The organism is Marinobacter sp. (genome assembly GCF_046484525.1).
Classification (GTDB): domain Bacteria; phylum Pseudomonadota; class Gammaproteobacteria; order Pseudomonadales; family Oleiphilaceae; genus Marinobacter.
Genome location: NZ_JAWOIS010000030.1, coordinates 103,956 through 128,627, shown reverse-complemented (window position 1 = coordinate 128,627; position 24,672 = coordinate 103,956). Strand labels below are relative to the sequence as shown.

The following is a 24,672-nucleotide window of genomic DNA, read 5'->3' as shown; positions in this document are numbered from 1 at the left end:
GACAGCCTCAACCGCCGTATTGTTCCTCCAGATACTTCAATATACGCGCCGATTCGAACATGGACGTCCCGGTGTTGGGATCTTGCAGGTAAGGGACCTGAACCCGCCCGTGCTGCCGGAAGAAGGCATCCCGCTTACCTCCGGGTAAAGGCTTGTATTCCCCGAGTTTGATGCGCTGCTTCGCGGGCCCGATTTCGGTCCAGTGTTCCTTGCCGAGATTGTGGAGCGTGTATGGAATCTCCAGTTCACACAGCTTTTCCCGGACCAGCCGCGAAAACGGACTACCCTCGAAGCTCCACAGATGAAGCACCTGCCCGGGACGCTTGCCCGGCGTTGCCCGCAGCCCCCGCATTTCGCTGGCAACCGAGCCCAAAGAACCAAACACCGGCTGCCAGACTCTGGCCTTATAGTAGCCCGGAACCGGGCGGCCCCCGTACTGACGGAACAGATACTCTATGATATCTCCGGATTCGTACATCACCTGGCCGGTATTTTCATCCACCAGAAGCGGAAATAGCTGCTTGCCACCAATCGCTTCTGCTTCGGCCCGGTAAACCCGACCGCCCTTGGGGCATGGGCGAATCTCAACGTCCAGGTTCAAGGCTGTAAAAGCCTCCCGCACCCGCCGGCAATAGGGGCAGCCTTCCATGTCATAAAGGATGATCGGTTGTTCCGGCTGCTCCGCCGCCTTCACCACCAGGCAACCCCGCCAGGCCGTAAAGCTGGAGGTTGCCACGGATTCGAGCACATTCACGTTATGCTTTAACGCGTTCAGCATGGTTTGTCCTTGGTTTCGGGATGTTGGAGTGCCCATTATGCGGGCGCCTCCCGGTTTGCCATTGGCTCCCGTGTCCCCATGATGTGGTCAAGCCAGGGTTTGGTCACACACCAGTTGGCGTTGGGATTGGGTCCCATGTGGTGGTCATAGTGCCACGGCAGATGCTCCCGGGCCCACTGCGGATCCAGATGGGATTTCTTGTGCACCCGGTAATAGTTCCAGGCACTGTAATAAAGCGTGCCGACAAAGAACGGAGCCACCGGCAGCAGGGGGGTCACCGCAGCGGCTCCCGCGACCAGGGCCGCGACTTCCTTGGTCTGGGCATTCCAGGTCAGGGGCGGGTGCCGGTAGTCCTCGTCCAGGAAACCGTTCGTGCGGACATGGCGGTGATGATCATGCCAGTGGAACGCCCAGAAACTGTTCCGGTTACGCCCCAGATTGTGCAGAACGTGTTTGTGGAATACCCACTCAACGGCATTGGCTGTGATCAACCCGATTGGTATACCAATCATGGCGCTCTCCTGTTCTTGTCTCGTTGTCGTGATTGCGTCACCGGACTAGGAAACGCGGATTGAGTCTGAAATTCCATGACTGAAATGCCGTGAAACCTGCGGCAAAAAACGCACACAAAGTCATTGACATCCGAAAGACTGATTTTTTTACGGCTAACCCACTGATTACAAAGGGCCCTTACATAGCGTCACAAAAATTCAATATAAACAACGTCTCTACTGGCAATTTTTAACGTCATGTAGAGCTTCTCTGCATAGTACATCCTGCCAGGATCGGCTATTGTTTAATCATAAGAACTCAACGGATGGACGTCATGAAGAACAGGGTCATGCGACGCAGCGTCAGGCAGGCAGGACTGAGGAGGTCCGGTCGTCGGTTCATTTTGTCTGCGGGAATTGCCGCGGTCATGGCTACGGGGGCGCCATTGGCTGCAGCGGCGCCACCAGGCAGCGAAGACTCCCCTACCCGGCTCTGGAGCACGGAAGTCCGGGATTACGCGTTCGAGGCACTGAACAACAAGGAAGGCCTGAGCGTTGCGGCGGTCCCCCTGAACGGCCCGGGCATTGAGCAGTATGTGAACGCTGACGAACTGATGAGCCCGGGCTCCATCATGAAGCTGGTTACCACCTACGCGGCCCTGGAAATTCTCGGCCCGACTCACCACTGGAATACCGACTTCCTGACCGATGGGCAGATGGTCGGCGATACGCTCAAGGGCAACCTGTACGTCCGGTTCGGGGGTGACCCTAAACTCACTCTCGAGCGCCTCTGGTCCACCTTGCGTGAACTCAGGCAGATGGGCGTGACCAGTATTGATGGCCACCTGGTTCTGGATGGCAGCTATTTCCGCGTAGATGACGGCTTCCCGAAATTCGAGGACAACGGCGACAATCCATACCGGCCGTTCCTGGTGGAGCCTTCCGCCTACCTGACGAACCTGAATCTGCTGCACTTCCAGGTCCGGGCCGACGAGCGTGGGACCCAGGCCTGGACGACCCCGGACCTGGGCGATGTCCGGATCGACAACCGGGTGACAGCCGTACCCGAAGGCCCCTGCCCCAGCCGTCATGGCTTCAACTGGGAGCCGGTATTCGACGACAACATGCAGGTCACCGTGCGTGTGACCGGCGAACTGCCACAGGGCTGCCGGACCACCACCTACATGTCCCTGCTACCCCACGAGCAGTACACTGCTTCCCTGATTCGTTCGGTACTCAAGGAGGCCGGCGTAACCATCAGCGGCGCCAGCATGACAGGAAACACGCCCGAGGATGCCCGGCTGGTGATGAGAACCACCTCCCCGGACCTGGTCACCATGGTTCGGGACATCAACAAGTGGAGCAGCAACGTCATGGCTCGCCAGATGCTACTCTCCATCGGTGCCGAGAATCGGAAAGAGGATGAAGAGGATGACCGTGTTGCCGGTATCCGCGTGATCTACGAATGGCTTGAGAGCAAAGGCATCAATACCGCTGGCATGGTGATCGACAACGGTGCCGGCCTCACCCGTCATGGCCGCATTTCCGCACGCCAGGGCGTGCAGATCCTCCATCATGCCTGGAACAGTCCGTTCGCCTCCGACCTGATGGCTTCCATGCCGATCACCGCCATGGACGGAACCATGGCCCGCCGCCTGAAGAAAGCCGGTATGGAGGGTACAGGACGGATCAAGACCGGATACCTGGAGCATGTTCGCTCGATCGCCGGCTTTACCAGGGACGAGAACAACACTACCTGGGCGGTGGTGGGTATCGTGAACAACGACCCGGCGTGGAATGGCAAATCGGTGCTGGATCGGGTGCTTTATTCTCTGCATTACCGGCCGCCGACAGGGACGGCGATTTCGCGGGCTAGCGCGGAGTCATCGAATACAACAATTCAATAAACAAATGCCCCGGCCGAAGCCGGGGCATTTTACTTGCTCTTGTCTAAGGCCACTTACTGCGGTTCACCTGAAACGAAGTCATCCATCAAAGTGACAAATGCAATGTTCTGCTCGCCTTCAGGGGTCAATTCGCCAACCACCGCTGCACGCGCAATGGCGGTGTAAACGCCAGCAGCAGCAAGAGGAACGCTACCTGTTTTCAGCAACTGGTTGCCGCTCTGATCAGTAATGAATACCACGTAGTCTCCCGCAGGAACAGGCAGATAACCCGTGTTGGTCTTGAACTCGAAGTCATCCAGGGTCGGACTATTCACCTCAGTATTCAGTACCGTGGCGGTCGCCCCACCCTCAGCAGTCGGCAAGAGGTAGACATCAACTGTCCCGGCCTCCACTGCGCCGTGGACCACTCTCAGAGAGGCCTGGGTAGCAATACTCCTGACATTGTCATTCAGCACCAGCGGCTCGATCTCAGCCAAGGTATTAACCGCAATAATCGTAGTTGCAGAAGCCTGTGCAAAATCAACATCAGCATCAATCACTGCGGCGTTGACAGGATTCGTGCTCTCTGCCGGAGCCACCTTGATGTTGCGTGTGCCGACATCGATAACGGCGTAACCGTTAGTTGCCGCACTTGGAGAAACCTCACCGTAGGCCAGATTGTCCTCTGCTACCACGTCGTCAACCAGCACCTGAACGACCGGCGCATCGGCAGAGTTATGGACCGCCCGCACACCCGCCTTCTGGGCCTGGTCGAAGAACTCGAGAACCTCTCCGGAACCGGTCACCGCAATGAGGCTGATCGGGCTATTATCACCGGTCAGCGCGGGATCCTCACCAGACGGTGTTGTATTCGGACTGGTGTTATCGACAGCTCCCACAAGCAAGTCACTTCCAGCAGCCAAAGGTAAGGTGCCACTGTCATACACAACCGTGGGAGAGTTTCCGGGAATGGCGACTCGCACCTGATAATCACCGGCGGGTACTTCAATTGGTCCAACACTCTCCTTAAACGAAAAACTGAACGATGCCTCCTCGGGAAGCGGATCGCCAGCGGCAGTCAGGTACACTTCAACAGGACCGCCCACTGCGTTCTGGGCGTCACGAGAAAGGTGTGCAACGCGCAAACGTACGCTGTCTGAGTTGTCACGACTGCCATCGTCGGTCAGGATCAAAGGCTCTATCGTCCCATCCCCCACCTTACCCACAGCAATCACATCGTACCTGGTATCAAAGCGCAGGGAAGCATCAGCATCAATCACGGTCACGGTATCGCCGCCCGGCAAAATGCCATCAACCGCGATCGAGGCCATACCGGCATTCGGAGTCAGTACAGCGGCCTGCTTGTAGTCCGCACCCGAGACCACCGTTTCATTGTTCACGCGCACATTAACTGCCGGCGCGTCGGAAGAAGCATGAATGACCCGGACACTGGTTTTCGCCGGATCGCTGTCACCATCGAAACACCCGGCCAAAAACACACTGCTGGCCGCCACCAAAGGCAAAGCAAATTTTGTATTCATTGTCACTCATCCTCAATTGCGAGGTTGCAAACAGGGTTTGATGGTTCGAACCTGCACAGATTCATTCCATGAACTGTACGAAAAACAATCTACGGATGGGTGCAACAAACAGATTTACAATTTTTGACAACGGGACTTACGGCACGGGAAGCTAGCTCTCATCCGCCAGCACACGAAGTGTTCGTGCCGTCAGCCGCCCGGCAAGCGGAGCGACGAAAATAACAAGCGGGAATGCCGAGCCCCAGGCCACGAGGAAGGCAGAGCCCCAGCGCGTCAGGAAGCCCTCGATGAGCCCGGTGTTAATAAACGTGATGATCCCTGACATCATCAGGGACATGATGCCGGACATGTAAAACGCAAAGACAAACTGACAAACACGTGCGGACTTTTGCTTGGACATTGAATCTCCATAAGCCGGGGCGTTGCGAGCTGCTGCCAGCTCCATCCGTTCCAGGCCCTGATTCGTAATAACTGTGACAGACACTGCATGATAATGAGCATGCAATGTTTTTCCATTGGGCTTTACGCTGAGGCACCGCAATGAGTTCTTTCGCCTGCCGACCGGGCGCCATGATTCAGGCAACCGTGTTACTCCTGACAATAGCGTTACTCTCGGCCTGTAGCTCAACACGCACGGCTTACCGGTACGCGGATTGGGGCGTCACCTGGTGGGTCGATGACTACATATCCCTGACCGGCGAGCAGGAACAGCAACTGGCGCAGGACCTCGACAACCTCCGACAGTGGCATTGCACTGCAGAACTGCCCCGCTATCGCCAATGGCTGGATGAACTGGTCCGGGACACCCGGTCGGGCGATCTGGACCGTGAGAAGGTCAGCTACCACCAGCAGCGCCTGTTCGACTTTCTGCCCGGGTTACTTGAGCAGGCTGCACCGACCGCCACGAACCTGCTCGGCTCTCTCAGCGATGAGCAGGTCGACGAACTTGCCCGAAACATGGCCCGGAATCATGGGGAGATGGAGGAGAAGTACCTTCTGGATTCGCCCGAGGCACGAGCCGATGCCCGGGCGGAGCGGACGATGGAACGTATCGAAAACTGGCTCGGGCCCCTGAACAACCGGCAACAACGAATTGCCCGCGAGTGGTCGGAAAACCGGGGACGGCAGACCGAAATCTGGCTAGAAGGCCGCCGGAATTGGCAACTGGCAGTGCTGGAAGTATTGGAGGACCGGGATTCGCCGGATTTCGGGGAACGCATCCGCCACCTGCTGGTGAACTCGGAAGAGGTACGGGGAGACGCCTACAAGGAGATGATGGCCGAGAGCCAGGTGGCGATGGCCGATCTGATGTATGGGCTAATTGAGGCTGGCGCGCCCTCGCATCTGGCACATCTCGAAGAGCGAGCGGCGGAGCTTCGGGGGGATTTCAGGGCGCTGACCTGTGCACCGGCCTGAGGGGGTGAAGGAGGGGTCAGCGTGAAGGTGGGGGCATACCCCCGGGGTCTGATGAACTTGTTCATCTGACCCCATTTTCATGGCCCAAGTTTGGGGTGAAACCTGAACCAGGGGTCAGATGAAGGCTTTCATCAGACCCCGACTTCCCGCATCAAATGGTGAGATATCCACCATCCGCGTTAATGCACGCACCGGTCGTGTAGCTGGACGCCCCGGACACCAGATAAAGCACCGTCCCCGCCATCTCGTCCGGATCCGCCACGCGTTTCATCGGGATATGCGCCATGGCCTGTTTCTTGATGGCCTCGTTGGTGGTCAGGGCGCTGGCGAACTTGGTGTCGGTCAGGCCCGGCAGCAGAGCGTTGACGCGAATGTTCTGCTGGCCCAACTCCATGGCGAAAGACTTGGTCATGGAAATAACCGCCGCCTTGGTAACCGAATAGATACCCTGGAAATGGCCGGGGTTCACGCCGTTGACGGACGCCACGTTGACGATCGCACCACCACCGTGTTTCTTCATCATCTGGGTACCGCGGGCGCACATGAAGAAGTAGCCGCGAATGTTCACATCCACGGTCTTCTGGAACGCGCCGAGGTCGGTGTCTTCCACTGGACCGAAATACGGGTTGGCGGCGGCATTGTTGACCAGGATGTCGAGCTTACCGTGGGCCTTTTCGATATGCTCCCAGATAGCCTCGATCTGATCCATTTCCCCGATATGGCAGGCAACTGCTTCGGCACTTCCGCCCTCGTCCCGAATACTGCTGGCAACCTTCTCACAGCCGTCGATCTTGCGGCTGCTCACAATGACGTGGGCTCCGTAGTGGGCCAGGGTCCGGGCAACGCTCTCGCCAATACCGCGGCTGGCGCCGGTGACCAGGGCCACCTTGCCGGACAGATCAAACAGGTTCTTGGTACTCATGGATTCCCCTAATGCGTTATCGGAATGTCACCAGGGCGGGGTCTTCCGCCTCCAGGTGGCTGTAGTTGTTGAAAACGGCCAGGCTGCGGCGCGGGCCGGAATAGAGGATTCGAGAGACACTGGTATTGGCGATCACGTTGTTCACCGCCAGTGCTTTCTCATCGGAAAGCCCCAGTAGGTGCTGGGCAATCACAGCGATCGGGCCACCAGAGGTGGAAACCAGCACATCACCACCATCGGCGTAGCCGATCAACTCATCCAGCGCGGCAATCACCCGTGCCTGAAACGCGCCCCAGGTCTCGGCGTATTCATCGTCAAACTCACCGCTGATCCACCGCGCCATTGCCTCCTCGAACACCTGCTGGAACAGCCGCGCGGGTTTGGGAAAGGCGGCCATATCCCGAGCCATGACCTGCCGGTCCGCCCATTTCGGCTTCAGCCGCTCAACCACCTGCATGTGATCGAATTCGTTCAGTCCTTCAACCGCCTGCATATCCGGCAACGACTGACCGAATCCGGAGGCAATGGCCTCAACTGTTTCCCGGTGACGCTCCATATTGCCGCCGAACACCGCGTTGGGCGTGACTTTATCCGACAGCCAGCGGCCAAGCACCTGCCCCTGCTCCCACCCCCTGGGAGACAACTGGTCGTAGTTGTCCTTGCCAAAACTGGCCTGGCCATGCCGGATCAGATAGATAGTCGCCATTACAGAGTGCTCTCGCTGATCAGCCGCTGGCAGCGCTTCTCCAAATAATTGGCGGCGTGGCCGAAGGCGGCGAAACGTTTGTCCCTGGTCTGGCCGTGGTGGAAGCGGTAATAAATCTGCTGGATGATCACCGCCAGCCGAAACAGACCGTAAATTTCGTAAAAATCGAAATTATCGGCATGGAAACCCGACTTTTCCATGTAGTACTCCACCACTTCCTTGCGAGTCAGCATTCCCGGCCGGTGGGTGGGCTGACGCCGAAGCATCTGGAACGGACCCTCGTCGTCCGCCTCGATCCAGTAGGCCAGGCTGTTACCCAGATCCATAAGCGGATCGCCGATGGTAGCCATTTCCCAATCCAGCACACCGATCACTTCAAAGGGGTTGTCCGGGTTCAGCACCACGTTGTCGAAGCGGAAATCGTTATGAATCACAACCTGGGCAATGTCTTCCGGCATCTTGTCATTGAGCCAGCTCATCACCGCCTCGAAATCACCCACATCGTCAGTCCGGGCCTTGCGGAACCGGTCGCTCCAACCACCGATCTGGCGCTGCACGTAACCGGCGCCCTTGCCCAGCTTGTCCAGACCTGCGGCATTGGCGTCCACCAGGTGCAGATCCACCAGTTTGTCGATCACATTGAGGCAAAGCTTGCGGGTATCGGACTCGCTCAGCTCGAAATCCTTCGGGAAGTCCTGCCGCAGGATGATGCCCTTCAGGCGCTCCATAACGTAGAAATCACAACCGAGAACGTCATGATCGTCGCAGATGGTTACGATATTCGGCACGTAAGGGTATACCGGCTTCAGCGCCTGCATGACCCGCGCTTCCCGGAGCATGTCGTGGGCCGACTTGGCGATCTTGCCGAACGGCGGCCGACGCAGCACGTAGGACTGGTCGCCGTAATCCACCTGATAGGTCAGGTTGGAGGCGCCACCGGGGTATTGCTTGATCGAGGGCTGCCCCTCCAGCCCCGGAATCGCCTGCTTCAGGAATCGGTCAACAGCGGCTACGTCCAGCTCTTCGCCTTCGCGGATATCCACCGCCTCGTCGATCTGTGTCATTCAGGTTCTCCTGTGGTCTGTTCCGGCCACTCAGGCGTTGGCCTTGCCGCCCATCTTGTTCATCCAGCGCTTGCTCTCCTGGTGCATCAGCCAGTCAAAGGCCCAGGGCGCGTGGCGCTTCAACACCCACATCCGGCGCTCTTTGGCATGCGGTAGCACCCAGAAGCTCTTGTCCTTCACGCTCCGGAAAATATCCTCGGCAACGTCCTCGGCCGTAATGCCGGAGCGCTTCATCAGCTTGTTTACGTTCTGCTGGATGCCGGGAATGTCCGAGCGCATGGTATTGGCCAGATTGGTCTGGAAGAACGCCGGGCACACGCAGCTGACGTGGATGCCAGCGTCCCTCAGCTCCTGACTCAGGGTCTCGGACAAGGCGATCACCCCGGCCTTGGAGACATTGTAGCTGTCCATCAACGGCGCAAGCATCAGCCCGGCCATGGAAGCCACGTTCACAAAGGCCCCGGAGCCCTGCTCTTTGAACAGCGGCGTAAAGGCCTTACAACCACGCACCACGCCCAGCACGTTGATATCCAGGATCCACTCCCAGTCGGACATAGTGGTGTTCTCAATAGACCCGGCAGAGGCAACACCGGCGTTGTTCACGACAACGTCCACACCACCCCATTTCTTGACCAGGTCATCCCGGACCTTCTCGAAGTCCGTCAGCCGGCGCACATCGCATTCGACAAAGTAGCCTTCGCCACCGTCCTTATTGATTTCCTGCTCGACGGCCACACCCTGCTCCGGGTTGATGTCCCCGATGCAGACCCTGGCGCCTTCTTTGGCGTAACGAAGCGCGATTGCCCGACCTAGACCGGAGGCACCGCCTGTAATGAATACTCTCTGTGTCATCGTTGCTTCTCTCTACTGAATTTGGAGTTCGAGTTCTTTTTGTTACGGAGCAAGAGCCGCTGCCAGACTTTTCAGTAAGCTGTCCGAAAATCCAGCTCCAATAGTTCGAGGGAGCAGGTGGGATAAGCTTTCTGAAACTGTGCGGAGCCATGGATGGCGGAGCTCAAGCGTCACATGGACGTGCCGAAGGAGCGGGTTTCAGAAAGCTTATCCCACCTGCTCCCCGGCACCTGAATTAGAGGCCCACGGCTCAGGACTTGTACTTCCGAAGCTCAAGCCGAGCCACCATAGCCCGATGGACCTCGTCAGGCCCATCCGCCAACCGCAATACCCGAGCATAGGCAAACAACTGGGTCAACGGGAAGTCATCATCGCTGACACCGGCACCACCATGAATCTGAATGGCCTGATCGACAATGGTCTGCAACATCTGCGGAACCACCGCCTTGATCATGGAAACCTCCTGCAGCGCCCCCATGATGCCCTTGGTATCCAGCGCCCAGGCACACTTGAGGGTCAACAGACGCGCCTGCTCGATAGACATACGAGCATTGGCAATAATGTCCGGGTTGCCGCCCAGCTTGGCGATGGGCCGGCCGAAAGCTTCCCGTGTGGTAGCCCGCTTGATCAATAATTCCAGCGTACGCTCCGCCGCACCGATGGCCCGCATGCAATGGTGTACGCGTCCCGGCCCCAGGCGGCCCTGGGCAATTTCGAAGCCGCGACCCGGGCCGGCGATGATCGCGCTCTTGGGCAGGCGGACATTATCGAACAGCACCTCACCGTGGCCGTAGGGCTCATCGTAGGCGCCAAACACCGGCAACATACGCTCGATCTTCACCCCCGAAGTTTCCAGCGGCACCAGCACCATGGAATGCTGGCGATGCTTATGGGCATCGGGATCTGTCAGACCCATGAAGATACCCACTTTGCAGTCCGGGTGACCAATACCGGTACTCCACCACTTGCGGCCGTTGAGTACCACTTCATCACCCTCGACAATGGCGGTGGCTTCCATGTTGGTGGCGTCGGATGAGGCCACAGCCGGCTCGGTCATGCAGAATGCAGAACGAATCTCACCACTCAACAGCCTGGGCAACCACTCGGCTTTCTGCTCGTCGGAGCCATAGTGAATCAACACTTCCATGTTGCCGGTATCCGGGGCGTTGCAGTTGAAGATCTCCGGGGCAATGAAGCTCCGCCCGGTTTCCTCTGCAATCAGGGCATAGTCGGAGTTGAGCAGGCCACAGCCGTATTTCTCATCCGGGAAGAACATGTTCCACAGACCCCGGGCCCTGGCCTTCTCCTTCAACTCCTTGATAATCGGTAGAACCACCCAGCGGTTTTCCAGGGACATCAGTTCCCTGTGGTACTGCTCTTCGATCGGGTAAATCTCGTCCTTCATGAATTGCTTCACGCGGTTCAGATAATCCCGGCCTTTTTCGGAGATGTTGAAGTCCATTGCCTATCCTCGCTGACTCTGAAAAGCTGGCGCACTTTGCGCTGTCAGGACCAGTCTAGGCAGGACCAAGGTATTAGGCGACTGAATTATTCTTATCGTTTACCATTACCCGTACTTATTCTAAATACGGACCAATAACATGGCCCTCATTCGTCTGGACCTGAACCTGCTGCACGTATTCGATACCATCTACCGGGAAGGCAGTCTGACCCGCGCCGCCAAGGCTCTTCACCTTACCCAGCCTGCCGTAAGTCACTCCCTGTCCAGGTTGCGGGATCACTTCGACGATCCACTTTTCACCCGCCAGGGCAACCAGATGATACCCACGCCCCTGGCCCGGCGCTTCCTGGAATCCATGCGTCCGGGACTGACGCAGATTCAGAGTGCGGTGAACCAGTTCCACGCGTTTGATCCGGCCAACCAGCGCAAGACCTATTCGCTCGGATTGAGGGACGTGCTCGAATCCACGTTTCTCCCGCAACTGATGAAGCGGCTGGACGCCTACCCGGAGCTGGAAATCGTGTCCCGACGCATTGCCCGGCGCGAGATGGAAACGCAATTGGCAGCGGGCAAACTGGATTTTGCCGTGGATGTGCTCTTGCCGGTGAGCAGCCAGACCGGCCATGAACTGTTGCGCAGGGACCGGCTGGTGGTTCTCGCCCGCAAGGACCACCCTCTGGCCGGCACCAGTCTGGACATGGAGGGCTATCTCTCAGCACAGCATGTGCTGGTCTCATCCCGTACCGAGGGACCGGGCATTGAGGATTTTGAACTTTCACGGCTGGGGGTACGTCGAAACATCCGCCTGCGCTGCCAACACTATTTCGCGGCCTGCCGGGTGGTCGAAGGTACCGATCTGTTGCTCACCATGCCGGAGACCTATGCCCGGATTATTGCGGAAAACTCTGCTCTGACACTCATGGATCCGCCCACTGATCTACCCTCTCTTGATGTACACCTGTATTGGCACAAGGCCTACGAGAAGGAACCGGCGCTGGTGTGGTTCCGGGAGCAGCTGCGCCAGATCGAGTGATCCGGCCAGCCCGCGCACTGTCGTTATTGTTCGCTTTGACGACGCTTTCGTTAAAGTCCAAGCCCCCTGCCTGGTTTAACGTGTTCTGAACGTGGACTTCTGCCGATTACAACTCACAAAAAGAGGGCTCCGCTGTGGAAATCCTTGATTTCATAATGACCAACCTGAATCTGCTCGGAAAGCTCACACTGGAGCACATTGGGTTGGTAGTGGTTGCCGTGGGCCTGGCAACACTGACAGGTGTCCCCATTGGCATTGCGATCACTCAGAACGAGCGTATTGCCACAGTAGTGCTGTATGTGGCCTCAGTCCTGATCACCATCCCATCCATCGCGTTGTTCGGAATCATGATCCCGATCCTTTCGACGATTGGTCATGGCATCGGCTACCTGCCCGCGGTTATTGCAGTGCTGCTGTACTCCCAGCTACCGATTATCCGAAATACCTACACCGCCATTAACAACGTCAGCCCCGGTCTGCGCGAAGCCGCCAGGGGCATCGGCATGACCAGCGCCCAGCGCCTCCGGAAAGTTGAAATTCCACTGTCCGTGCCAGTCATCATGGCGGGGGTGCGCACGGCTGTAGTCATGAACATCGGTGTCATGGCGATTGCCGCCTATATCGGCGCCGGTGGGCTGGGCGTGCTGATCAGTCGCGGGATTTCCCAGAGTGATCCCCGACAACTGGTGGTGGGAGCGATTGCGGTCAGCCTGCTGGCCATCGTCGCCGACCGCTCCCTGCTGTCGTTGCAACGCAAACTGACCCCAAGGGGCCTCTGATTCCTCGAGATAACAACAACCGGGACACGGAACATGATTACACTCGACAACCTGACCAAGATTTTTGATACCGACCGCGGTGTAGTGACAGCCGCCGACCATATCAACATGGAGGTGCCGCAGGGTGAAATCTGCGTTCTGCTGGGACCTTCCGGTTGTGGCAAGACGACCACTCTGAAAATGGTGAACCGGATCATCAACCCGACCTCCGGCCGCGTACTGATCAATGGCCAGGACACCACCGATCAGGACACTGTCTCCCTGCGCCGTAACATCGGCTACGTGATCCAGCAGATTGGTCTGTTCCCGAACATGACCATCGAGGAAAACATTTCGATCGTACCGAAGCTGATCGGCTGGGAAAAAGGCCGCTACCTCAAGCGTGCGTCGGAACTGCTGGAAATGGTCGCCCTGGACCCCGCCATTTTCCTCAAGCGGTATCCGAACGAGCTGTCCGGCGGCCAGCAGCAACGGGTCGGAGTCATCCGGGCACTGGCTGCGGATCCCCCCGTCATGCTGATGGATGAGCCCTTCGGTGCGATCGATCCTATCAACCGGGAAGTAATCCAGGACGAGTTCCTGAAACTGCACCGGGAGCTGAAGAAAACCATCATGTTCGTCAGTCACGACATCGACGAGGCGGTGAAGATGGCGGACCGCATTGCCATTTTCAAGGACGGTAAGCTGATCCAGTACGACACTCCGGATGATCTGCTTTCCCATCCGGCCAATGATTTCGTCAAGGGCTTTGTCGGGCGGGATCGGGCGCTGAAACGGCTCCAACTGGTCACGGTTTCCGAGGTGCTGGAAACCGAATCCAGCGTTGTTACCGCCGAGGAATCGCTGTCCACCGCTCTACAACGTATGGACGATGCCGGCTACGAAAGAGCCATCATCGTCGTTGACGGTAATGACCGGCCCGTCGGCTATGTCTCCCGCAGCGTGGCCACCACTACCAAAGGCAAGTGCGGCCAGCACAGCTACAACCTGCGTACCGTGGTCCGTCTCGAGGATGACCTCCGTACCGTCGCCTCGAAGATGTTTACCCACGACGCCACCTGGCTGCCCTGCGTTTCCGAAGAGGGCAAGCTGATGGGCGTGGTGACCCAGCGCGGCATTACCCATTATCTGGGCGCGACCTACAAGTCATCCCGCAGCGATGACCAGAATGTGCGGCGCATCAGGGTGGCCACATGAAAAAGCTCAAACAGTCCCGTTTCTTCCAGTTGCCGGCACTGGTTGTCGTCCTCCTGCTGGGGGTCTACCTCCAGCGCTCGGGCCTGATTGATGGCATGCTGTTCTACTGGGAAGACATTGTCTACCTGACCAAACAGCACATCCAGCTGACAGCCATCTCGGGCACTCTCGCGATCGCGGTGGGCGTCCCCCTTGGTGTCATCCTGAGCAGGCCCCGCTTCATCAAAGTTTCCGAATGGGCCATGCAGGGGCTGAACGTAGGCACCACGATCCCGACCCTGGCGATCCTGGCGCTGTCCATGAGCCTCCTGGGCATCGGTTTCATTCCTTCGGTATTCGGCCTGTTTATTGCCTCCCTGCTGCCGATCGTGCGCAACACTTACGCTGGGTTACTGGGGGTTCCTGCGCACTTCAAGGAGTCGGCCTCGGGCATCGGAATGTCTCCGGGACAGATGTTGCTGCGCGTCGAAATCCCGAACGCCGCCTACGTTATTTTCGCGGGCATCCGCACTGCGCTGGCCATTAACGTCGGCACCGTACCACTGGCTTTCCTGATCGGCGGTGGCGGCCTGGGCGAACTGATCTTCACCGGCATCGACCTGTTCGACACCGAAATGATGCTGGCCGGGGCCCTCATGACCGCCCTTCTGGCCATCACCGTGGACATCCTGGTAGCCGCCTGCGCGTTCCTGATGGTTCCCCGGGGCGTCAATCCATCCCGTGCCTGAGGTCGCACAGGGCGACCCGGGCTGTGAAAACCGGCCACTCCGAACAGAATGGCCACAAAACAAGAAGTCACCTGGAGCACTGAAACATGAAAATCGTCAAAAAACTGGTATCCGTCGCGACCCTCGCCATAACCATGACCTTCGGTGGTGTTGCCGCCGCCGAAACCATTGTCGTGGGTGGCAAGAACTTCACCGAACAGCAGCTGCTGACTTCCATGACAGCCCAGTACCTTCGCGCCAAGGGCTACGACGTAGATACCCGGGCCGGCATGGGCAGTGCTGTTCTGCGCTCCGCCCAGGAAAATGGCCAGGTGGATGTGTACTGGGAGTACACCGGCACCGGCCTGATTGTTTACAACGACGTCAAGGAAAAGCTCGGTCGCCAGGAAGGTTATGAAAAAGTGCGCGAGCTGGATATGGAGAAAGGACTAGTCTGGCTGAATCCGTCTAATGCCAACAACACTTACGCCCTGGCAATGCAGGCCGAAGAAGCCAACGCAATGGGCATCAAAACCCTGAGTGACATGGCAGCCGCCATCAACGATGGCAAGGAACTTGTGCTGGCCAGCAATGCTGAGTGGTATGCCCGTGAAGACGGCTTCCGTCCGTTTTCCAAGGCCTATGACTTCAAGCTGCCACGCGACCAGATCAAGCGTATGGACTCCGGCCTGACCTATACCGCGCTGAAAGAAGGTGAAGTGGACCTGGCTCTGGTCTTCGCCACTGACGGACGTATCCCGGCGTTTGATTTCGTGCTGCTGGAAGACGATCAGAACTTCTTCCCGGACTATGCGATCACTCCGGTGGTACGTCAGGAAATCCTGGACCAGAACCCGGAACTGGACGATCAGCTCAACAAGCTTTCCGGCTTGCTGGATAACGAAGTGATGTCTCGCCTGAACGCCCAGATTGATGTTGACAAAGAGGACATCGAGAAGGTTGCCCGCAACTTCCTCGAGCAAAACGACCTGATCTGACCCCGAGTCAGACAACGCCCTGTGTACCCCAGCGGTTCACAGGGCGTTTGCCGTTTTAAACCCGTCTGTCAATCACCGAGAAGCCGACATGATCACCAACCTCAATGTGGCCGTCGCACAGATCAACAGCCAGTTACTGGATGTGGAAACCAACCTTGAACGGCACTGCAAATATGCTGAGCAGGCCCGTCAGAGTGGCGCGGAATTGCTGCTGTTTCCCGAGCTATCTCTGACTGGCTACCAGGTCGGACGCGATGCACCCACCGTTGCCATGCGCCGGGACGATCCGGCCCTGCTAAGCCTCGCCGGGCAGGCACAGGGCATCACGCTTGTGGTCGGCTTTGTGGAGCGGGCACGGGCAGGCGAACTCTACAACGCCATGGCGTACCTGCGGGACGGTGAGGTGGTCCACGTTCATCGCAAGATCAACCTGCCCACCTATGGCGGTCTGGAAGAAGGCAAGTGGTTCCATTCCGGCAGCCAGATCGGCAACGTGGCAATCCGGGAGCACTGGGAATCCAGCTGCCTGATCTGTGCGGACCTGTGGAACCCTGCCCTCACCCACTGCGCTTTCCTGAAGCAGCCCGAACTGATGCTGGCACCGATCAATTCTGCCTCCGGCGTTGTCAGTGAGAACTTCTCCAACGAGGACAACTGGAAGACCAACGTCAGCTTTTACGCCATGATCTACGGCACGCCCGTGGTGATGGCCAATCGCTATGGTCACGAGAAAGATCTCTGGTTCTGGGGCGGGAGCTGTATCCTCGGTCCGAAAGGCGAGATACTGGCGGCTGCAGACGACCGAGAGTGCATTATCCAGGCAGAACTGAACCAGGAATCCATCGACCGCGCCCGCTTCGAGATGCCGACAGTGCGGGACTCCAACACTCGCTTGATCCGACGTCTGCTTGATGATCATTACTGAGATCAAGGCATAAAAAAGGGCGGCCATGGCCGCCCGAAAAACATCTTCATCAACACCTCAATCATCAAAGCCATACAAACGGGAAGAATTCGATACCAGAATCCGCTCCCGAATTTCTGCATCCGGCACCCAAAGGGCCAGGTCATCCAGCAGATCCGTATCATCCGGCATCAGCCCCGGAAAATGAGGATGAGGCCAGTCCGACCCCCAGACACATCGATCGGCATTGGCGGCCACCAATGCCCGTGCAATTTTTTCAACGTCCGGATAAGGGTACTCGCCCTGCAGGGTGACACGATAGCTGCCGGAGAGTTTCACCCAGGCCTTTTTGTCTGCAAGCAATTGGAGCAACTTGCGGAATCCCGATTCGCCCGTGCCCAGGGTCGCGGGCATATGCCCCATGTGATCGAACACCACCGGAACCGGCAGATCAGCAACGCGGTCCATGATGTCATCACAGTCCGAGACATTGACCAGGAACTGGAGGTGCCAGCCCAGAGCCGCGATCCGGTCCGCCAGTCCGAGAACGTCCGCCCACAGGAGGCCGCCCCGGAACAACAGGTTCATCCGCACTCCCCGGAATCCGGCCTCATGAAGTTCCTGGAGTTCAGCCGCGGTGACATCCGGGGCAACAACGCACACTCCGCGGTAGTCATATCCCCTCTCCCGCAATTGCCGCAGGGCATGAAGATGCAGACGATTATCCGTGCCATAGACACTGGGTTGAACCAGAACGCCACGCTCGATACCCAGCATCCGGTGCAGCTCAAGATACTGCTCCAGGGACGCCTCTGGCGGCGTATAGGTGCGGTTGGCGGTAAAGGGGTAGTCCTCATGACGGCCGAAGACATGAGCATGGGTATCACAGCTCTTGGCCGGAACCGCCACTTCCGGCCGGCGCAACACCGTGCGGGCCGCCTCACAGAAGGGAATCTCGGAACTCATAGTCGGTCACTCAAAGGGGAAAACGGCGGCCAGAAGCCGCCGCACGGAAACTATCGGAAAGTCGAGGTGATCCAATCGGCGATCTTGCCTGCAAAGGTCTGGAATTTGGGATTATCATCCAGCATCCACTCAGTGTGGCCACCGCCCTCGAGCAGGAACAGCTCCTTCGGGCCCGGGTAACAGGCGTACAGAGAGCGAGCTTCGGTAACCGGGTGCAGGTCATTCTCGGCACCATGGGCGATCAGCAACGGAATCTGCGCGAAGCGGTCATCCAGATGCGCTTCCGGGCAGAAGCTGATCAGAGAGTCTGCGAAATCGAAAGTGGAAGTCACACCATAACCTGGCGCCTTGACCAGCTCGGTGTACACGTATTCGCGGCTGACCGGATCCAGCGGATAAATCTCGAACGGGTCGATTCCCTTGGATTCGCCGCCTTTGGCCAGACGCAGGCGCTCGGTAGCCATAAAGGCGCGAAACTGCTTCCAGCCATGCTCACCGCGCAGGGCTTTCTGCACACGCACGGCATCATAGAAACCGTTCATGGCGATCAGACCGTCAACCTGGTCCTCACAGACGCGGAAAGCGTCCAGTACCAGGCCACCGCCCATGCCCCAGCCTGCCAGCACAACTTTACGCTTTTCTTCCTTGGCGCGCTCGGCAACCACAGCCACCGCATTGGCGATATCACGAACCTGCTCCTCGATGAGAACATGCTCACGCTCACCCTCGGACTCGCCAAAGCCTCGGTAGTCGAAGCCGAATACGGTAAAGCCCTTTTGAGTCAGGAACCGGGCATAACGCTCGGGGTGGATGTTCTTCTGTCCGGTGAAGCCGGAGCAAACGATTACGATCGGCAGACGAGGATCGTCATGCTCCTCATTCTTGAAGAAGGCGCCGTCGAGGGTGAGCTTGTCACTCTGGAATTTCACTTTTTGTTCGATCATTTCGGGTTCCTGCCAATGGGCGTTGTTGTTTACGAATACGGCTCCCATCATCAGAAAATCCGCATCGACAAAAATTTAATAAAACGCCATCATGCACAAAAAAAGCGACATTTCGTTCGGGCGGCCCCATGACAGAACCGGAAACCCAGAAAATCGGCTTTCTTGCCATCCCCCAGTTCTCCATGCTTTCGTTCGTCGCGGCACTGGAACCCATGCGCGCGGCCAATCGCCTGAGCGAGCAGCCGCTGTATGAATGGCATATCTTTTCCCAGGACAACCAGCCAGTGGCTGCCAGTAACGGGCTGCCGATCAGCCCGGACCGGTCGTTTGATGAAACCAGCGACATTGATCTGATGATCGTGGTGGCGGGCATCGGGACCACGCTGATCCGGGACAAGAAGCTGTTTGAATGGCTGCGGCAACTCTCACGTCGGGGCGTAGCTCTGGGCGCAACCTCTACCGCCTCCCTTCTGTTGGCCAGAGCCCGGCTACTGTCGAATCAACGGTGCACCATCCATTGGGAAAACAAGGAAAGCTTCGAGGAGGAGTTCCCCGAACTCAACATGACCGGGGAGCTGTATGAGATAGACGGTAATATCATGACCTGTTCAGGCGGTCTGGCCAGTCTCGATATGATGTGCCACAAGATCGCCCTGGAGCACGGGGCGGATCTGGCCATGGGGTGCGCGGAGCAGTTCATCCATCCCCAGATCCGACCGGCCAATGAAAAGCAGCGGATGGAACTGCAGTTCCGGCATAACACCAATCATCCCCGCCTGCTCAAGGTTATCCAGCTGATGCAGAACCACACTGAAGAGATCCTGAACCTCACGGAGATCGGAGAGAAGGTCGGCCTTTCGACCCGCCAGATGGAACGGCTGTTCAGGGCCCAGCTTCGAACGACGCCCAACGCCTTCTACATGGACCTTCGCCTGGAGCGGGCAAAGCACCTGCTGCTCCAATCCACCATGAGCATCACCCAGATAGCGACGGCCTGTGGCTTTAACTCCACTTCCTATTTTACCCGTTGCTACACCAAGGGCTTCGGGCTGACACCCCGGGAACAGAGACAGAAACGGGTAAAGGACTGAACCGAAGTTGTCGGCTTTATTACAACCAATGTCGCTTTATTTGCAGTCGGCCAGGCCGTGAACCTCAATGATGTAGGCACAATAATACCGAGTGCCTTCCATGCCCGACCTGTCAGTACCAAAGAAGATTCTGGAGCTTGATGCCACCGCTCTGCCGGCCGAAGTCTATGACCTTTCCCGGACCTGCCTGCTGGACCTGCTGGGCGTGGCAGCCGGCGCAACCGGCATTCCCCTAACCCGGATCGCCCGTGAGTTTGTGCTCAACCAGTATCCAGGCAAGCAGCCCCTGCTGTTCTCGGAAGGGGTTTCCTCAAGCACCGGTGCGGCGCTCTATGGTGGCTGGCTGATTGATGCCCTGGATGCTCACGATGGTCATGTCCTGACCAAGGGGCATGCCGGCGTCGCCATCCTGCCAGGAATGCTCTCGTTACCCGAAATTCAGACCTTGTCGGGACGACGGTTCCTGGGAGAACTGGCCATTGGCTACGAGATTGCCATCCGGGCCGGGATCAGCCTGCACAACTCAGCCTGCGACTACCATACCTCGGGCGCCTGGAACTGCCTGGGCGTCGCTGCCGTGGCTGTCCGAATGATGGGACTGTCAGCACAGCAACTGGCCGAAGCACTGGGTACCGCGGAATTCTACGGACCACGTAGCCAGATGATGCGCTGCATCGACCACCCCACCATGCTGAAAGACGGTTCAGGCTGGGGTGCCATGACCGGCGTCTCCGCCGCGCTGCTGGCCAGGGCCGGTTTTACCGGCGCCCCGGCACTGCTGCTTGAGGAACCCGACCTCTGGGAGGACCTCGGAACCCGTTGGCATTTCCTGGATACCTATTTCAAACGCTACCCAGTGTGCTACTGGGCCCAGCCGGCAGTGGAGGCAGCGCTTGCGCTCCGAACCTCAGTACCCGACACGGAGCAGGTCGAGGAAATTCGAGTAACCAGTTTTCATCAGGCGATTCGACTGCATACCTCCCTCCCCCAAAGTACCGAAGGGGCCCAGTACAGCCTGCCTTGGGCGGTGGCCTGCGCGCTGCACCGTGGCACGGTGAACCGGCAGTCAGTGACCGATGATCTGGTTCACCCCGAGGTTCTCCGACTGAGCGGAAAAATCCGGCTTTGCGAATCAGCCGAGTTCTCGGACTGCTTCCCCGCAAAGCGGTACGCCATGGTCACGATCCGACTGACAGATGGTCGGGAACTGGTCAGTGGCCGCTTTGAGGCGCGGGGTACTCCGGGCAACCCGATAGACCGGAACGAACTGGTCACCAAATTCCACGAACTGGCGCAGCCTGTCCTTGGCTCCGCAGCCGATCGACTTGAGCGCACCGTCAATGCCCTGCCTGATCAACCGGTGACTGAGCTTCTGGCTCAACTGAGCCCGACCATGCCATACCAGGACCCAAAGGAAAGCAGCCTAAGCCATGCTACCGCGACTTGAACAAATAACACCGACCCAATCCCGTTACCTGGCCTTTCTCAAGACCCTGAAACAATCGGGTTTCCGGGGAGAAATGACGCCGGACTATGGTACGCGGACGGTGTTGGCGACCGACAATTCCATTTATCAGGTCCTGCCACAGGCGGCGGTGTTCCCGATCGACAAGGAGGATTTGCAGGCACTGACCCGTCTCGCTTCGGAGGCTAACTGGCGGGATATCGTCCTCAGCCCTCGCGGCGGCGGCACCGGCACCAACGGCCAATCGCTGACGGACGGGATTGTGGTGGACCTGTCCCGGCACCTGAACCGGATCCTCGAAATCAACCCGGCAGAGGGCTGGGCACGGGTCGAGGCCGGGGTGGTCAAGGACCAGCTGAATGCCGCCGCGAGACCCTACGGCTTGTTCTTCGCACCGGAACTGTCCACCAGTAACCGTGCCACCATCGGTGGCATGATCAATACCGATGCCAGCGGCCAGGGGTCAGTCATGTACGGCAAGACCCGGGATCATGTTCTGGAGCTGGAAACGGTGCTGATGGACGGAAACCTGCTGCGGACCCGGGCGCTCGCTCCGGAGCAGGAAGAAGACGAGGCCAAAGCCTCGTCATTGGCAGGTGGAATCTACCGGACCCTGGCCGACATCTGGCAACGTCGACGGACAGATATTGAACAGCACTTCCCAAAGCTGAATCGTTGCCTGACAGGATACGATCTGGCCCACCTCCGCGATGATCAGGGGCGGATCAATGCCAACAACATCCTCTGCGGCTCAGAGGGCACTCTGGGCTTTATCGTGGAAGCGAAAATCAACCTGGTGCCGATTCCCGAATACCAGTCGCTGGTGGTGGTCCAGTATGACAGTTTCGATGCATCCCTGCGGGATGCCCGGGCCCTGATGTGCGCTGGCCCAACCTCGATCGAAACCATCGACAGCAAGGTACTGGAGCTTGCCAGGGGCGACATCGTCTGGCACGACGTTGCGCCGTTTTTCCCCTCCACCGGGGATACTCAGGTCCGGGGAGTAAACCTTGTCGAATTTACCGGGGGCGATGAAGAACAGGTTCGTCATGCAGTCAGAGCTCTGACCGACATGTTGGACGATCCGGACCAAACACCGGCCCGCCACTACGCTATCGCCTTCGGAGCGAAGGCGGTCAACCAGGTCTGGAAAATGCGCAAGCGGGCCGTGGGGTTGCTGGCCAAGACCTCCGGAGAGGCCCGGCCGGTGGCGTTCGTTGAGGACACTGCCGTTCCCCCGGAGCATCTGGCGGACTTTATCCGTGAGTTTCGCGAGATCCTCGACCGCGGGGGGCTGAGCTACGGCATGTTCGGACACGTGGATGCTGGCGTGCTCCATGTCCGCCCTGCCCTAGACCTCAAAAATCCGGACACTATCCATATCGTTCGTGCGGTCACCGAGGAGGTGGTCGCACTGGTGCACAAGTACCATGGATTACTCTGGGGCGAGCACGGCAAGGGCTTCCGTTCGGAATTTGCCCCCAGATTCTTCGGGGATCTGTACCCGGAACTGCAGGCCGTCAAACAGGCCTTTGACCCACACAATCAACTCAACCCCGGCAAGATTGCGACCCCCGATGCCCGAATCCCGCTGGTTAAAGTGGATGAGCCCGGACAACGGGGAGCGCTGGACCGCACCATTCCCGTTGCCAGCCAACGCAGCCAGCCAGACGCCATGAACTGCAATGGTAATGGCGCCTGCTACAACTTCGACCCCGACGATGCGATGTGCCCGTCCTGGAAGGCGACCCGCGATCGCCGGCATTCCCCAAAGGGTCGCGCCTCCCTGATCCGGGAGTGGCTCAGGCTGCTCGGCGAGAAAGGTGTGGATACCGAGTCGTTGGCTACCCGGACGAACTCGACCCCGGCACTGCGGAGCCTGCCCGCCAGGTTTCGGAATACCCGGGCGCGCAACCGGGGAGAGTTCGACTTTTCACATGAAGTCCGGGAAGCGATGGACGGCTGCCTGTCCTGTAAATCCTGCTCCGGCCAATGCCCGGTCCAGGTCGACATTCCCGAAGCCCGCGCCAGGTTCATGCATCTTTACCACAGCCGCTACCTTCGACCGGTCAAGGATCATCTGATCGGGAGGCTGGAGCAGATGATTCCGTTCATCGCCAACCCCCTGGCCCGGCCCATCTATAACTGCCTCATGCTGTGGGCACCTGTCAGGGCGCTGGTCCGGAAGATTGGTATGGTGGATAGTCCTCTGCTTGCACCGCAGACGCCCATCGCGGCAGCCGCCCGGCTGGGCATCGGTATCGTGAATGACAAGGAGCTGTCAGGCCTGGACGAGACGGAACGGGCTCGGTCACTCATTATCGTGCAGGATGCGTTCACAAGCTACTTCGAAACCGATACGTTCGCCGCCATCCTCGAGTCCCTACAATATCTCGGCCTACGGGTCTGGCTGCTGCCCTTCCACCCGAATGGCAAACCGCTTCACGTCCATGGCTTTCTGAGACAGTTCCGTGCCATTGCAGGCAGGCATGTCGACCTGCTGAAGTCCTACGCGAAGTATGACGTTCCTCTGGTTGGCATTGACCCGTCGATGACCCTCGCTTTCCGGTCGGAATACCGGAAATACGTCGGCCTGGACGTTCCCGGCGTGATGCTGCTTCAGGAGTTTCTGGCCGAAAGGATTGGGCACCTTGCGCCTTCTGTTAACGCGGCTCAGGGCGAAGATGTAACTCTGTTGGGCCATTGCTCGGAGAAAACCAACGCTGCCGGCAGCATGGATCAGTGGCGACAGGTGTTTGAAGCACTGGGCATCGGAATCAGAATTGAGGCCACCGGCTGCTGTGGCATGGCGGGGACCTATGGGCATGAAACCCGTAATCTTGTCACATCCAGGGCCATCTATGACCTGTCCTGGGGACCGAAGATCAGCGCTTTGAAGGATCGGGGGACGGTGCTGGCCACCGGGTATTCGTGCCGGTCACAGGTCAAGAGGTTTGATGGTGAGGTCGCCAGGCATCCTCTGGAGTATTTGCGAGACAGATTTCGGCGGATGGAGGCTTCTGGATGATCCCCCCGAGGATGGGGTCAGAAGAAAGCCTTCTTCATCAGACCCCATGTTCAGTAAGCCCCCACCGCCACGAGGAAGCCGAAGAATCCGGCAGCAGTGATACTCAGGGACGCCACAACAATCCCCAGCCCCCACCACACGGCAGCGGCATCGGAAATGTTGGCGCCATGCCCTCGCAGAGTTCGGTAGAACGCCCACGGCCCCAAAACGAAAGCGCCGACCACAGCCAACACCAATCCGACACTGATACCGGCAAAAGTCCAGGTGGCGAGGACAGTGGCACGGTCGGAAACCTGGTCGGTGACGCCGTGGTGTTCCAGGAACTTTTTGCAGAAGAACCAGATAAGCCCGAACAGGGCGGCGACAAAGACCAGCGCGCCGATGATGGTGATGATGCGGTAGAGCAATTTCGTGTCCTTTGAGGATCAGTGAAGGCCTGGAT

General features: G+C 58.4%; 23 protein-coding genes. 11 read left to right on the top strand and 12 right to left on the bottom strand.

The window, feature by feature from the left end:
• Positions 1-7: 7 nt before the first annotated feature.
• Both R6W86_RS07205 and R6W86_RS07200 read right to left on the bottom strand, forming a co-directional pair.
• Complete coding sequence (locus R6W86_RS07205) at positions 8-778, bottom strand: glutathione S-transferase N-terminal domain-containing protein (RefSeq protein ID WP_410328693.1); 771 nt, start codon at positions 776-778, stop codon at positions 8-10.
• A 35-nt stretch (positions 779-813) separates the two neighbouring features.
• Positions 814-1,290, bottom strand: coding sequence for a hypothetical protein (locus R6W86_RS07200; protein ID WP_410328692.1), 477 nt, complete (start codon positions 1,288-1,290; stop codon positions 814-816).
• Between the two features lie 314 nt (positions 1,291-1,604).
• On the opposite strand from R6W86_RS07200, the gene dacB reads away from it, so the two are divergent.
• A complete protein-coding gene (gene dacB, locus R6W86_RS07195; RefSeq protein ID WP_410328691.1) occupies positions 1,605-3,176 on the top strand; it encodes a D-alanyl-D-alanine carboxypeptidase/D-alanyl-D-alanine-endopeptidase in 1,572 nt (523 codons plus the stop codon).
• A 53-nt stretch (positions 3,177-3,229) separates the two neighbouring features.
• Here the strand turns inward: dacB and R6W86_RS07190 are convergent, their stop codons facing one another.
• Both R6W86_RS07190 and R6W86_RS07185 read right to left on the bottom strand, forming a co-directional pair.
• Positions 3,230-4,696: a DUF4397 domain-containing protein gene (locus tag R6W86_RS07190; protein ID WP_410328690.1), complete on the bottom strand. Its 1,467-nt coding sequence runs from the start codon at positions 4,694-4,696 to the stop codon at positions 3,230-3,232.
• A gap of 151 nt (positions 4,697-4,847) precedes the next feature.
• On the bottom strand, positions 4,848-5,096 hold the full coding sequence (locus tag R6W86_RS07185; protein WP_410328689.1) for a DUF2798 domain-containing protein: 249 nt from the start codon (positions 5,094-5,096) through the stop codon (positions 4,848-4,850).
• Positions 5,097-5,236: 140 nt separating this feature from the next.
• Between R6W86_RS07185 and R6W86_RS07180 the strand changes: the two genes are divergently transcribed.
• Complete coding sequence (locus R6W86_RS07180) at positions 5,237-6,112, top strand: DUF6279 family lipoprotein (RefSeq protein ID WP_410328688.1); 876 nt, start codon at positions 5,237-5,239, stop codon at positions 6,110-6,112.
• Between the two features lie 151 nt (positions 6,113-6,263).
• Here R6W86_RS07180 and R6W86_RS07175 read toward each other — a convergent pair whose 3' ends face one another.
• The 5 genes from R6W86_RS07175 to R6W86_RS07155 form a co-directional block, all read right to left on the bottom strand.
• Positions 6,264-7,034 carry an SDR family oxidoreductase gene (locus tag R6W86_RS07175; RefSeq protein ID WP_410328687.1) on the bottom strand — a complete coding sequence of 257 codons (771 nt, stop codon included), beginning with the start codon at positions 7,032-7,034 and terminating at the stop codon, positions 6,264-6,266.
• 16 nt (positions 7,035-7,050) lie between these two features.
• Positions 7,051-7,740, bottom strand: coding sequence for a histidine phosphatase family protein (locus R6W86_RS07170; protein WP_410328686.1), 690 nt, complete (start codon positions 7,738-7,740; stop codon positions 7,051-7,053).
• Positions 7,740-8,804, bottom strand: a complete 1,065-nt coding sequence (locus R6W86_RS07165; protein WP_410328685.1) for a phosphotransferase family protein — start codon at positions 8,802-8,804, stop codon at positions 7,740-7,742. Before R6W86_RS07165 ends, R6W86_RS07170 begins: the two co-directional genes overlap by 1 nt.
• Positions 8,805-8,834: 30 nt before the next feature.
• Complete coding sequence (locus tag R6W86_RS07160; protein ID WP_410328684.1) at positions 8,835-9,656, bottom strand: SDR family oxidoreductase; 822 nt, start codon at positions 9,654-9,656, stop codon at positions 8,835-8,837.
• 250 nt (positions 9,657-9,906) lie between these two features.
• On the bottom strand, positions 9,907-11,118 hold the full coding sequence (locus tag R6W86_RS07155) for an acyl-CoA dehydrogenase family protein (protein ID WP_410328683.1): 1,212 nt from the start codon (positions 11,116-11,118) through the stop codon (positions 9,907-9,909).
• A gap of 139 nt (positions 11,119-11,257) precedes the next feature.
• Between R6W86_RS07155 and R6W86_RS07150 the strand changes: the two genes are divergently transcribed.
• The 6 genes from R6W86_RS07150 to R6W86_RS07125 all read left to right on the top strand — a co-directional run bounded on the left by R6W86_RS07150 (position 11,258) and on the right by R6W86_RS07125 (position 16,757).
• Positions 11,258-12,151 (top strand): LysR family transcriptional regulator, encoded by an 894-nt coding sequence (locus R6W86_RS07150; RefSeq protein ID WP_410328682.1) that lies wholly within the window; start codon positions 11,258-11,260, stop codon positions 12,149-12,151.
• A 155-nt stretch (positions 12,152-12,306) separates the two neighbouring features.
• A complete protein-coding gene (locus tag R6W86_RS07145) occupies positions 12,307-12,930 on the top strand; it encodes an ABC transporter permease (protein ID WP_410328681.1) in 624 nt (207 codons plus the stop codon).
• Positions 12,931-12,963: 33 nt separating this feature from the next.
• Positions 12,964-14,127 (top strand): ABC transporter ATP-binding protein, encoded by a 1,164-nt coding sequence (locus tag R6W86_RS07140; RefSeq protein WP_410328680.1) that lies wholly within the window; start codon positions 12,964-12,966, stop codon positions 14,125-14,127.
• A complete protein-coding gene (locus tag R6W86_RS07135) occupies positions 14,124-14,855 on the top strand; it encodes an ABC transporter permease (RefSeq protein WP_410328679.1) in 732 nt (243 codons plus the stop codon). Before R6W86_RS07140 ends, R6W86_RS07135 begins: the two co-directional genes overlap by 4 nt.
• Before the next feature lie 86 nt (positions 14,856-14,941).
• Entirely contained in the window at positions 14,942-15,832 is an 891-nt protein-coding gene (locus tag R6W86_RS07130) for a glycine betaine ABC transporter substrate-binding protein (RefSeq protein WP_410328678.1), read from the top strand.
• 88 nt (positions 15,833-15,920) lie between these two features.
• Positions 15,921-16,757: a nitrilase-related carbon-nitrogen hydrolase gene (locus R6W86_RS07125; protein ID WP_410328677.1), complete on the top strand. Its 837-nt coding sequence runs from the start codon at positions 15,921-15,923 to the stop codon at positions 16,755-16,757.
• 57 nt (positions 16,758-16,814) lie between these two features.
• Here R6W86_RS07125 and R6W86_RS07120 read toward each other — a convergent pair whose 3' ends face one another.
• Together R6W86_RS07120 and R6W86_RS07115 are read right to left on the bottom strand one after the other, a co-directional pair.
• Positions 16,815-17,702, bottom strand: coding sequence for an amidohydrolase family protein (locus tag R6W86_RS07120; protein ID WP_410328676.1), 888 nt, complete (start codon positions 17,700-17,702; stop codon positions 16,815-16,817).
• 50 nt (positions 17,703-17,752) lie between these two features.
• Complete coding sequence (locus R6W86_RS07115) at positions 17,753-18,697, bottom strand: alpha/beta hydrolase (RefSeq protein WP_410328675.1); 945 nt, start codon at positions 18,695-18,697, stop codon at positions 17,753-17,755.
• 77 nt (positions 18,698-18,774) lie between these two features.
• On the opposite strand from R6W86_RS07115, the gene R6W86_RS07110 reads away from it, so the two are divergent.
• From R6W86_RS07110 to R6W86_RS07100, 3 genes are all read left to right on the top strand, one after another.
• On the top strand, positions 18,775-19,737 hold the full coding sequence (locus R6W86_RS07110) for a GlxA family transcriptional regulator (protein ID WP_410328674.1): 963 nt from the start codon (positions 18,775-18,777) through the stop codon (positions 19,735-19,737).
• Positions 19,738-19,837: 100 nt separating this feature from the next.
• Entirely contained in the window at positions 19,838-21,184 is a 1,347-nt protein-coding gene (locus R6W86_RS07105) for an MmgE/PrpD family protein (protein ID WP_410328673.1), read from the top strand.
• On the top strand, positions 21,168-24,230 hold the full coding sequence (locus tag R6W86_RS07100) for an FAD-binding and (Fe-S)-binding domain-containing protein (protein WP_410328672.1): 3,063 nt from the start codon (positions 21,168-21,170) through the stop codon (positions 24,228-24,230). Before R6W86_RS07105 ends, R6W86_RS07100 begins: the two co-directional genes overlap by 17 nt.
• A gap of 50 nt (positions 24,231-24,280) precedes the next feature.
• Here the strand turns inward: R6W86_RS07100 and R6W86_RS07095 are convergent, their stop codons facing one another.
• Positions 24,281-24,637: a hypothetical protein gene (locus R6W86_RS07095; RefSeq protein ID WP_410328671.1), complete on the bottom strand. Its 357-nt coding sequence runs from the start codon at positions 24,635-24,637 to the stop codon at positions 24,281-24,283.
• Between the last annotated feature and the right edge of the window lie 35 nt (positions 24,638-24,672).